This window comes from Thalassospira profundimaris (assembly GCF_003326675.1).
GTDB lineage: Bacteria > Pseudomonadota > Alphaproteobacteria > Rhodospirillales > Thalassospiraceae > Thalassospira > Thalassospira aquimaris.
The window spans coordinates 114934-126109 of the sequence record NZ_JPWF01000014.1 but is presented as its reverse complement, the minus strand read 5'-3'; the positions used below and the strand labels follow the sequence as shown (position 1 = coordinate 126109).

Here is an 11176-nt window from a genome sequence, read left to right as displayed (position 1 = left end):
AAGGTGACAACGTATTTCAGGACGAGACAGACCAATGAAAAAAGGCAGACTGAATTTCAGCCTGCCTTTTTGCTTGCTTGGCCCCGGGAACTCGCGATTGCAGACCTAAAAGCTGCACAATTTCCCGACCAGTTCAGATTTATCCGCAATAAAGGCCCATGCCCAACGAGCCCGCAGCGGCACTGATTTCAACATCAGAACGCAATACGATGTGACACGTTCCTCTATTCCACGACCCGGCAGCAGAGCTGATTTCAACGTCAGAACCATGTACTCCATGACACAGTCCCATGCTGTTTGAGCCGGCTGCCGAAAGGATTTCCGAATCAAAACTCGGCGCACCACAGTAAAGCCCCATGCCCAAGGATCCGGCAGCGGCGCGAATGTCTGAATCAACTTTCGGTGCACCGAAACAGTACCCCAGGCCATGCGATCTTGCAGCCGCGCTAACGCCGGTATCAGCATTCGGCACGCCACAAGCGCCACCGCCATAGGTAAAGGAAGCAGCCTCGATTTGGTCATCCATCATTGACGCGTTGCCAATGGTTTCACCAGCCAACGATGCCCCGCCACAAGCCATCCATGCTTCCAACGATGCTTCGGTCACATTTTCCATACGTTCCATGATTGCTATCCCTGAATAGCACGATCAAAAATCGCGCCTTGATTGAATCTAGAAAAGAAAACTATATCGGAAAGTATTGCCGATAAAGAATTCGGCGGCTAACAGCCTTGCCAGCCGAGCCCCATAGACCCCGCAGCAGCCCTAATTTCCGAGTCAGCATTCGGCACGCCACAAGCTCCGCCGCCATAGGTAAAGGAAGCAGCTCCGATTTCGTCATCCATCATTGACGTGTTGCCAATGGTCCCACCAGCCAACGATGCCCCGCCACAGGCTATCCATGCTGCCATCGACGCCTGGGTCACATCTTCCATACGTTCCATGTTTGCAATCCCTGAATATTGTGCGCTTATCGCGCCATGATTGAATATCAGAAGGTAAAAATTGTCAATGAGGACACACCAACAAAGACGTTTCCACGCATGCTACCCGCCCGCCCAGAACAGATACCAAAACAGGCGGCACCGATGCGGAACCGCCTGTTTTGGAGTTTCATTGTCGCTCTGCCTTAAAAAAGGCCGTGATCAGGCCCCGGAAAAGGCTGGTAAAAGGTTTGGTTAGCTGTAACAGGTCTGCGGCGAACGCGTCAGCATCGCGCAATCCAGGCCATGATCAGGTTCACCACCGAAACACTGCAAAGACCCGCGTGTGTTGGCAGCTGAATGCACATCCTGATCAATGCTGTAACAAGTCTGAACCGAGCGTGTCAGCATTGCATATTCCAAACCATGATCGGAGGCACCACCAACACATTGGAAAGTAGCCCGCGAGTATGCGGCCGAATTCAGTTCCGGCCCCATACATACGCCCGCAATACCGGTTGGATGAGCAGCAGAGATTTCCTGATCAATACAGAACGGAAAATGTCCGGAATATTGTGCACTGACCATTTCCTGATCAATACTGTAACAGGTCTGCGGCGAACGCGTCAGCAGGGCTGACTGCATTTCGTGATCGTGATGATGATCGGCATCAGCAGTCGGTGCGACAATCGCGCCGCCGGATTGGGCCCAGATATCCATCAAGCTCCCAGCCACGTTTTCCATACGGTTCATGCTCGTGTTTCCTGTTTTTTTCCGGAAGTAAGTATCTGGTTTGATTGAACGTCAAATCAAACAGTTAGTCAATCATTGACCACAACTTGCAGTCACAAAACCAGCATCTTCACCAACGTAGTGTCGTGTTATCAAACGGTGTTATGCCGCCCACCAGCACATAACCGTCAGATATCAAGGAACTGACAACACAAACAAGGCGGGTTTCACATACCCGCCTTCCCGGACCATTTCAAAGCAGCCCCGCGTTGGTCCCGCGGACTGCAAGCTTTGATCCGTGACAATCCCTGTTTCCGTCATTCCGGCAATCGCACCACCTGACTGCGTCCAGGCATCAAGCGAGTTCATTTCTGCAATATGCGTCTGCATCATTTGTGTTCTCCCAAAGGAACTCGTTAAACCCAACAGAAGAAATCAGGGACTTGCAACCTCACAAAGTCAGCCGTGGATTTGGACCAAACAACGCAGACAGGCACCAAACAAAACATAATAAAAATCTTATGTTTAAAGTGCTCTAGGAGAGCTTTAAAACAGAAAGACAGGCAAATCTGCCTGTCTTTCTTCACAACTTCTAATTCAATGTACCGTCCTTACCGGCGCCAACCGCCGCAGGAGGGAAAACCCGCTGTAACGGCAGCAGACTGCAGCTCAGTCCCGTAAGGGCATAAACCAGCTCTTGTGTGAGCAGCAGCATTCACCGCAACGTCACTTCTGTAACAAAAGCCCCGCATCGGTGTCGGCCCAGCTGCCTGCAAGCTCTCATCCGCCCCGATCACCGTTTCAATCGTTCCGGCAACCGCACCACCTGACTGCGTCCAGGCATCAAGCGACGTTGTGTGCGTGATATGCGTCTGTGTCATTTCTCGTTCTCCCTCGGGAAACTGTGAAGTCAACTTCAATGAGATGGGAACGGTATCGACCGATTACCAATAACAAACATCAATTCAGGATTGATTTAGAGACAATTCATAATGAGGCAACATTTCTTCCCGGAACAGCGATGCCCACTCCATACCGAACAACCTTTCCATTTCCCGGATACCACATGTGAAAAAGGGCGGGATACACATGTATCCCGCCCTGTTGGTCGTGATCAGACAAGCAATTCAATTGCCTGCTAACAGCACTGTTATCTGCCTTTGATTACCAGCCACCGCGGCACTGGATCGTGTGGGTATAAGCCGCAGATTTCAGCGCAGGCTCCCAGCCACCACAAGTCACACCAATGGTAACAGCCGCCGCTGTCAGTGCCGGTGCGCAAACACGCGCAAGGCTTGGCTGTCCTGCTTGAAGTTCTGCGTCTGCCGCCGCGGTCACATCGGTCATTACAGTATCAAATGCACCACCTGATTGTGCCCAAAGATCAAGTGAGGTATTTGCTGCGATCTGGTTTGTCATCATTGCTCGTTCTCCCGTAGGACTCAATAAATTCAACACGTTGGATTAGGCGTTGCCAACATCCCGCTGTCAATTGAAGATTTAGTTATCCACCACAAACATCACCAAAACAAACATTACTCCAATGTCAGAACTGGATGAATTCTTGTGGGGAGCGCGATCTCGAGTAATGCCTGACCAATACCCGGCAATCCCTGCATCAATCCGGTTTGCAGGGCCCGATCATGTGCAACCAACCCGGCCCCATCATCTTCAAGTCGCCGCAGCCAAGCACCAAGACGTTGAAACAACACGGCTTCCAGATTGTCCGGTCCAAGTCCCTTGCGGCTTGCATAGGCCAGCATGGAAAATCGCCCGGCATGACCACAGCACAAATTATCCCGTCCACCATCGGGCACCGCCAAGGTCGCGGTAATTGCCGTATCTATTTCGGACCGGATCATCCGGTCATCAAGGATGTGCAAAGTTGCCATTCTGGCAAAGCCGATCCCGGTCGCCCCATGGCACCACTGAACAGGATCGAACGGTTTGACCTCGTCCCGAAGGTCAGGCCAGCCTTGTAGTTCGGCATCAAAAATCCCGCGTTCATACGCCAGTCCCTTATTGGCAAGTTCAAGGAAACCCTGATCACCAGTCACATGATACAGCCGCAAAAGCGCGTAAACCGTCCCTGCCGCACCATGGGACATGCCCGCAAGTGCCCGTTCGGATATTGCTTTCCAATTTGCCGGATAATCGGGCAAATGACGTCCGCATTTCACGGCACGTTCAAGCACCCCGGCATTTCCGGTGGCTTCGTAAAGTGCAACAAGCACAAGGATCACACCGGCAGAGCCACTGATCACGTCAAGCGCCTTGTCAGAGGCGATGACATCATCATTTAACCGGGCACTTAACACCACCGCGTCTTCAAGCAGTTCGGGGGCATCCAGAAGGTCCGCACAGCGCATCAGGACATAGACAAGACCAGCCAGTCCGTCATATCCACCAATCTGCGTCACCGGCTGTGGCGGCGTTTTATCACTTCCAAGCGCCAACAGCCGCGGTGCGGCCAACGCCGCGAACGCCAGATCCCGCCATTTGGCTACCGGATCAATGGCATAACACCCGGCAAGAAACAGCGCATGCCCCGCCGTCCCGCCATAAAGACCTTCGTCCATGATCTTGGCTTCAATCCCCTCGCCATCCGCGCTGATATCAGCACCCGGCCATGTCACACCGCCATCAATCACGATGGCCTTGCTGGCAAGTATCCCGGCAATTTCCAATGCCTTGGTGCGGGCAAGATCAGAAACATCACCCGATATCTGTCCGTCGTCACGCCACATCTGGCGAACCGGCAAAGCAGCCTGCTGATGTGACAGGATGGATTGCACAATGATCGCCCGCTCGCGAACCCGGTTTTCCGCCAGAAGATCAATACGGGCGTCAATCATCGGCAGAACCGCAGGCCGGGTGAGCTGATCCGTCACAAAACGACCGTCTGCCCAAACACCATCCTGATCTGTTTTCCCGGTGAATAACGGCACATCCAAACGACCAAGCGCAACACGTTCAGCCCCGATCAGGTCCCACCCCGGATAGATTTCCAGATCCCACCGCGCCCGGCGGCACAGCCGTTCGAAATTAAGGCTCCAGACAAAGCCGTTTTGCTGATTTTGCGGGATATAGGATGCACTTTCGATCTGCTGATAATAGGACGTCGGTCGAAATACGTGCCGGATCGTTGCGCCGGCAAAACGCGCCAATGGTCCGTTTTGATCAATTAGTTCGGACTTGTGTTCACAAAGGAATGCAGTCGCATCCTCAAAGCCCGACACAATATCACCGACAAATTCGATGATATTTGCCGGTTCCCCATCAATGGTCAGATCAATACCCGAAAACAGTTCTTCGCGTTCAATCTTATCAAGGATCATATTGTCCTGATTGATATGACGAAGACCCGGCTGCGTGACCATGTGGCGTTGTGCCACGGTCAATCCGCCATCATTGATCCAGTGACCTGCCATATTGACCCGCTTTGGTAAAAGACCGACCGCCTTCACCCCGCCATCAAGTTGATGTTGGGCCGTCTCCTTGGCATGCAAGGCACTTTCTTGCCCCAGAAACAGGCGCATTTCCGGCTGAAACAGGGTTTCAAGATCAATGACAACCGGACGTCCGTTGGCAATCAGGAAATTCTCGTGATGCATATCGCTGCCTTTAAGGCAGTACAGCAATGCCAGCAGCTGTCCGGCGGACCGATAGAATATCGGGGCCTGATCCCTGGAAAGATCGTTCTCGGACGCAACAAACCCCATCCAGCCATATCCGTCCCGCGCCCAGGTCGGTGCTGCACAAAGGTGTATGTCCGATCCGGTCTGTTCAAACCAGTCAGACAATCCTTTCCAGGCAACTTCGACCTCGACCGGGCGCGGCTTATAGACAATTTGCGCGCCGGTTTCGAAACGCAGGATGAAAACGGTTCGCCCGTGATTATGGGGATCGGAAATGCCGGCCTTGATGTTTTCGACCTTGCCCGCACCATCAAGCTCCGGGAAATGTTCAGCCAAGGTCGGCATGTCAGCCTTAAGCCGCTCAAGGAATTCACCGGCTGCAATGATCCAGTGATCGGTAACGGTTGCCAGAATACGGATCAGAACCGGGCGCGCCGTGATCAGATTGCGCAAAGGTCCGCTGCGCAACGCCTGCTTGAAGGCCTCATAAACGCCGGTTCCTTCTGCCTGATCGGGCGAAATTCCGACGGCTTGGCGGTATCCTGAAAAGCTTTCGTAAAGGGCACCTTCGGCAAAACGTGCCAGCCGTCGGAGAAGTGCCGCTTCAAGATCAGCCTGCGCTGCTGGCGCCAAAATGTCTGGTGCCCAATTGGCAATTCTGCGTCGTGCCTCGATCACAATCGGCCACAGCAGGTCTGCAAAGGGAACTTTGTCGGTTAAATCCTGTGGGCAAGAATCGGTGTCCTGATCAACACCGGCCAGCATCGCATCAAGTATCCAGACCGCGGTCGGCAACCAATCCGGAAGCAATTCACCTTCACGCAATCGAACGTCACCCAAATAGGGCGCAACGCCTTGCTCGGTCAGACCATCGCGTGCAAGACGACGGAGAAATAATTCCCGATCACCGTTATTGGCAAATTCGCACCACTTTTTCAGGTTGTCTTCTTGAACGCGCAGCGTCGAACTATCGGCAGGGACCGGGGTGTATTGACCTGACAATCTTTCATCAAGTGTTGCCGCCCTCGCCGCAATTTCTGTCCAAAACGGATCGGCTTTCATCAGTTCCCCTTGACCTTTGCGCGATTTAACGCCCTGATAGTTCGAGCTTAAGTCATGAACCTACGTCCAAACGCCCTGCAAGAAAAGTTTTGTGAAACATGCATTTGGTACCGGTCACAAAAGAAAATATCGAGCGTCACGTCGCCTTTCGCATTTTGGTCTCTGACGAAGAACAAAGAAATTATTATGCCACCGTTGATATGGCGAACGTCATTCTCGCCAATGGCAACGAATACAGCTTGCAGGACGACAACGGCGACATCCATGCGGCCGTCGTTATTTCCAGAAAACCCGGAATAGATGACAATATCGTCGTTCTGATTTCTGTCGAGATTGACGGAAAAGATCCGCAAAAGCTTGCGGATTGCCTGCATCAGGTATTGCTAAAGGAAAATGGTCGTCTGGCAAGCCACACCACCCGTTATCGCATCTACAATCTGCCCCACAATCCGTATCGAAAAGAAGACATGGAAAACTGGGGCTTTGCCGAGGTGGTCGGAAGTTACCGCTATGAACGCGAAGTCGGTCCCCCGCGCGAAGGCGAGTTTCCCCATGCGGATCGCGCAATTGCAAAAGGCTATCAATCGATTCTGCTTGATGATGCCTATATCGAACAGCATCCCGACATTTTCGAAAAACTGGCAGATATTTACAACCGCGCCTTCTTAACCCGATCATCGGTCAATATGACCACAGCAGAGCGGCTTGAAGACACTTATCGAAAAGAAACCAACGGCATGATCATTGCCAAAATTGGCGACGAGGTCACAGGTTGCATCGGGTTAACCCATTTGGGCAACTCCATCCTTTCCCCGCAATATTGCTGTTTGCGTCGTCATTGGGGAACCGGATCGGTTGATCTGATGTGCCGCCATCTTGCCGAGCATGTCGCAGAACAATGGAATCTGCCGATTATCGGCTATGCCGAGGCCACCAATGCCGCATCATGGAAGGCACTGGAACGGTTTGGCCTGACACGCGTAGAAGAATATTTGATGTGGGAACGCGTGATCCCGGCTGCCGAACGATTTGTGATCTAAGTTTCTGAATTCATATCAAAAACGCGAAATCCCCTTGGCATCCTGACGAGGGGATTTTTCTTTAATGGAATAATTTTTATTTTAAATCTTTGCCATAGATCAGTGCGCCCGATACGCGAATGCGCGAAATCAAGCACAACTTTTCAATTTAACTCAGTGCATTTCATCAGAAATGCCAAACACCGCTGTTGAAAATGGGTGCTAAATGAAGCTGTCTGATTATTCATTCGCGTGGAAATTACGCGGCGTGATCGTATTGGTTGCGATTGCCTTGGCTACAATGGCCGTTATCAATCTGGTGTCTTTGTATAACACCATGCTCAGCGATCGTCAGGTTACCCTGCGTTACGTTGTTGATCAGTCGGCAAGCATCATTGAAGACTTTGCCAAACGCGCCAAATCAGGCGAGTTTTCAAAGGACGAAGCCCAGAAGCGCGCATTGGAAATCGTTGCATCCCAACGGTTTGATGGCGACAACTACGTCTTTGTCACAGACCATAACGGCACCATGGTCATGCATCCGATCAATGCGAAACTGAACGGTAAAAGTGCCGCAACGGTCAAGGATCCGACCGGCGCCACCCCGATCATGGATCTTGCCAATGCGGCAGCCAATCCTGACGGCGGCTATGTTTCCTATGTCTGGCCCCATCCGGGCACCAAATTGAATGAACCGAAACTGGCCTTTGCCAGACAGATCGATGGTTGGGACCTGGTGGTTGCGGCAGGCATTTATACTGATGATGTCGAGGCCGCCTATTGGGCCCGTGCGCAGACAGATATCATCGTACTGATTGGCATCATGATTGTTGTTGGCGGTCTTGGCTATGCGGTCGAACGCGGCACGACCGAACCGATGCGCAACATTACCAGTGCCCTGTCACGTCTGGCCGATGGTGACAAATCGGTTGAAAACAATGCAACCGACCGCAAGGACGAGATTGGTGATCTTGCCCGCGCGCTTGAAGTCTTCCGTGCCAACCGCGAAGAGGCCGACCGTTTGCATATGGAACAGGAAGCCGCCAGCGAGGCACAGCTTGCGCGCGCCAAAAATGTTGATGAACGCATTGCCCTGTTTGAACACGAAGTTGCCAGCAACCTGACCACGGTTAACGCCGCCCTTGCCCAGTTGCGCAGCACCGCGACCAGCATGGCCACACAATCCGACCAGACCACGGTTCAGGCCGCCAATGTTGCCGCGGCAACCGAAGAAGCAGCAACCAATGTCGATACTGTGGCATCGGCGGCACAGCAACTTGCCGCTGCGATTGATGAAATCACCCTTCAGGTCGCACGCAGCTCCGATATTGCCCAATCGGGTGCGAACGAAGCCGACGAAGCAAGCGCCATTTTTGCTGAACTGGCCAGTGCGTCGGATAAAATCGGTGAAGTTGTCGAACTGATCCAGTCGATTGCCGAGCAGACCAACCTTCTGGCCCTGAACGCCACCATCGAAGCCGCACGTGCGGGCGAGGCCGGCAAGGGCTTTGCCGTGGTCGCGGCCGAGGTCAAAAACCTTGCCAACCAGACCACACGCGCAACCGAAGACATTGCCGGTCACATCAATGGCATTCAGGACAGCACCCAGGGTGCCTTGGGCGCGATCGAACACCTGTCATCGCGCATGAAAGAACTTAATGAAGTGGCCGGTGGCATTGCCGCCGCGGTCAGCCAACAGGATGCCGCAACCGGCGAGATCGCCCGCAACGTCACCGAGGCCGCATCCGGAACCAAGGAAGTAGCCCGCAACGTTGTCGGCCTGCGCCATTCGGCCGAGGATGAACGTCATTCCTCGTCCGATGTTCTTGCGGCTTCCAACAGCCTGAGCGACAAGTCGCAGGCCCTGTTGGTCCAGATTAATCAGTTCCTGGAAGATATCCGGGCCGCCTGATTTCGAATGGCAATCAATGAAAAAGGCGGGCTTCATAAGCCCGCCTTTTTGCATAATGTCGGCAATCTGTCGCGGGCTATATTAATAGCATCCCCAGTAATATCCGCCGAAAGTTCCCGCAGCCGTACGCACGTCCTGATCAATGCACATCGGAAGCGATACCGAATATGCGGCGCTTCCGATCTCGGCATCGAAAGATACCTCATTGTCGAGATGTTCAGATGCAAGCGCACCCCCGCATGCCATCCACGAAGTCATCTGATCCTGGTTGCTGATACTGATCTGGTTCATCTGTCCCAATCCAAAATTATTGAAGATTACTCGCCCATAGATTGAATAAGAATATCAAAACAATGTCAATAATAGCACCTTCCGGGTTGAGACGCGCAGGCGGCCAGACTTCCCAAGCTGAAATGGTTACAGTAACGTCTTGGTAGAACAGTCAGTTACGGCCATTTCGAAAGAGAAACCTCGTGATCCGCAAGCTTGTCCCTGTGACATCCGATTCCGTGAAACGCTTTGCCGAGTTGCGCTGGGAAATCGGCAACGAAGAAGCGCGCAGCTATATGAAATCGATTGATTTCGAAGCATCGATCCTGCGCGATAAAACCGATTTCTTTTTTGAAGATGAAACAGATCGAATGGCCACTGCAATTTCGATTGCCCGAATGGTGGATCGGGATGGCATTGCCAATGTCATGATTTCGGTCGATATGATCGAAAAAGACCCGAAGTCTATGACGGCAGCCCTTTTTGATGTGTTGCGATGCCTGCAAGACGAAGTTGCCACCAAGCCAACCATTTATCAGGTTCTTCCGCCCGAGGGTCTGGCATTTGTCGCACAGGACCTTCAGGACACCGGGTTCGAGAAAAAGATCACCAATTGCCGCTACGCCCGTCCAGCTGGCCCGGCAAAACCCGGTGAATTCCCCTTTGCCGAACGCGCCCGTTCAAAGGGCTATGAAACGGTTGTTCTGGATGACGGTTTTATCAAGGCTGTGCCCGATATCTTTGAACGGCTGACCGAGCTTCATAACCGGGGATTTGCCAGTTGGGAAACCGTCACGGTTACCGCGCCCGAACGCATCCGCACCCTTTATGAAAATGATGCAAACACCTTCTTCCTTGCCCTTCTGGGTGATGAAATTGTCGCCAATGCTGTTTGTACCCATCTGGGACAAAACGTGTTGTCACCGCGCCTTGTGGCCAACCGCAAACATTGGGGAAGCGGGGTAAGTGATCTTGTGTCGCGCCATTTGATCAACCATGTGGCAGCGCACTGGAATCTTCCGGTCATTGCCTATGTCGATTTCCGCAATGCGGCGTCCTGGAAGGCACTTGAACGGTTCGGCTTTGAACGGGTTCACGAGACATTCCGGTGGGATTGTTCGATCCCGGAAGGCAGCCAATTGCAGCTTGGGTGAAGGCCCGACAAAAACAGGCAGGCAGGCAAAGAAAAAGGCGGGTTGCAAAACAACCCGCCTTTTTGAATTTTCTGTCCTGAAGATCAGATCGACTGGTTGATCCAGTCAACAAGTGCGCTTTTCGGAAGTGCGCCGACTTTCATCGCTGCAACTTCGCCGCCCTTGAAGATCATCAGGGTCGGGATGCCACGAACACCGTATTTCGCCGGGGTGTTCGGGTTTTCGTCGATATTCACCTTGGCGATCTTGAGCTTGCCGCCCAGTTCACCGGCGATTTCATCGAGGTAAGGCGCAATCTGCTTACACGGACCGCACCATTCAGCCCAGAAATCGACCAGAACCGGGTCGTTGGAACCCAGAACGTCGGAATCGAACGAACCGTCGGAAACTTTAATCGTGGTCATACTTTCAGATCCTAGTTGTTACGAGGCAAGGGGTAGCACCCGCAAACCTCGATCCGCTGTA

The 11176-nt window shown here is 52.7% G+C and carries 11 protein-coding genes; 3 read left to right on the top strand and 8 right to left on the bottom strand.

The genetic code is table 11. The features are described 5' to 3' along the window. Positions 1–139 precede the first annotated feature (139 nt). The 6 genes from TH19_RS18235 to lanM all read right to left on the bottom strand — a co-directional run bounded on the left by TH19_RS18235 (position 140) and on the right by lanM (position 6356). Positions 140–625, bottom strand: a complete 486-nt coding sequence (locus TH19_RS18235) for a hypothetical protein (RefSeq protein WP_114103788.1) — start codon at positions 623–625, stop codon at positions 140–142. Between the two features lie 98 nt (positions 626–723). Further along, positions 724–945 (bottom strand): hypothetical protein, encoded by a 222-nt coding sequence (locus tag TH19_RS18230; protein ID WP_114103787.1) that lies wholly within the window; start codon positions 943–945, stop codon positions 724–726. A gap of 234 nt (positions 946–1179) precedes the next feature. After that, positions 1180–1677, bottom strand: coding sequence for a hypothetical protein (locus TH19_RS18225; RefSeq protein ID WP_147250789.1), 498 nt, complete (start codon positions 1675–1677; stop codon positions 1180–1182). Positions 1678–1851: 174 nt separating this feature from the next. After that, complete coding sequence (locus tag TH19_RS18220) at positions 1852–2049, bottom strand: hypothetical protein (RefSeq protein WP_114103785.1); 198 nt, start codon at positions 2047–2049, stop codon at positions 1852–1854. A 771-nt stretch (positions 2050–2820) separates the two neighbouring features. Beyond that, entirely contained in the window at positions 2821–3078 is a 258-nt protein-coding gene (locus TH19_RS18215; protein ID WP_114103784.1) for a hypothetical protein, read from the bottom strand. Positions 3079–3191: 113 nt separating this feature from the next. Continuing rightward, positions 3192–6356 (bottom strand): type 2 lanthipeptide synthetase LanM, encoded by a 3165-nt coding sequence (gene lanM / locus TH19_RS18210; protein WP_114103783.1) that lies wholly within the window; start codon positions 6354–6356, stop codon positions 3192–3194. Between the two features lie 98 nt (positions 6357–6454). Between lanM and TH19_RS18205 the strand changes: the two genes are divergently transcribed. Together TH19_RS18205 and TH19_RS18200 are read left to right on the top strand one after the other, a co-directional pair. Then, positions 6455–7396, top strand: a complete 942-nt coding sequence (locus tag TH19_RS18205) for a GNAT family N-acetyltransferase (protein ID WP_114103782.1) — start codon at positions 6455–6457, stop codon at positions 7394–7396. A gap of 205 nt (positions 7397–7601) precedes the next feature. Continuing rightward, positions 7602–9287: a methyl-accepting chemotaxis protein gene (locus tag TH19_RS18200; RefSeq protein WP_114103781.1), complete on the top strand. Its 1686-nt coding sequence runs from the start codon at positions 7602–7604 to the stop codon at positions 9285–9287. 81 nt (positions 9288–9368) lie between these two features. On the opposite strand, the gene TH19_RS18195 is transcribed toward TH19_RS18200, so the two are convergent. Continuing rightward, positions 9369–9578 carry a hypothetical protein gene (locus tag TH19_RS18195; RefSeq protein ID WP_114103780.1) on the bottom strand — a complete coding sequence of 70 codons (210 nt, stop codon included), beginning with the start codon at positions 9576–9578 and terminating at the stop codon, positions 9369–9371. A gap of 182 nt (positions 9579–9760) precedes the next feature. Between TH19_RS18195 and TH19_RS18190 the strand changes: the two genes are divergently transcribed. Further along, complete coding sequence (locus tag TH19_RS18190; protein WP_114103779.1) at positions 9761–10711, top strand: GNAT family N-acetyltransferase; 951 nt, start codon at positions 9761–9763, stop codon at positions 10709–10711. An 83-nt stretch (positions 10712–10794) separates the two neighbouring features. Here TH19_RS18190 and trxA read toward each other — a convergent pair whose 3' ends face one another. Next, positions 10795–11115: a thioredoxin TrxA gene (gene trxA, locus TH19_RS18185; RefSeq protein ID WP_101246499.1), complete on the bottom strand. Its 321-nt coding sequence runs from the start codon at positions 11113–11115 to the stop codon at positions 10795–10797. Between the last annotated feature and the right edge of the window lie 61 nt (positions 11116–11176).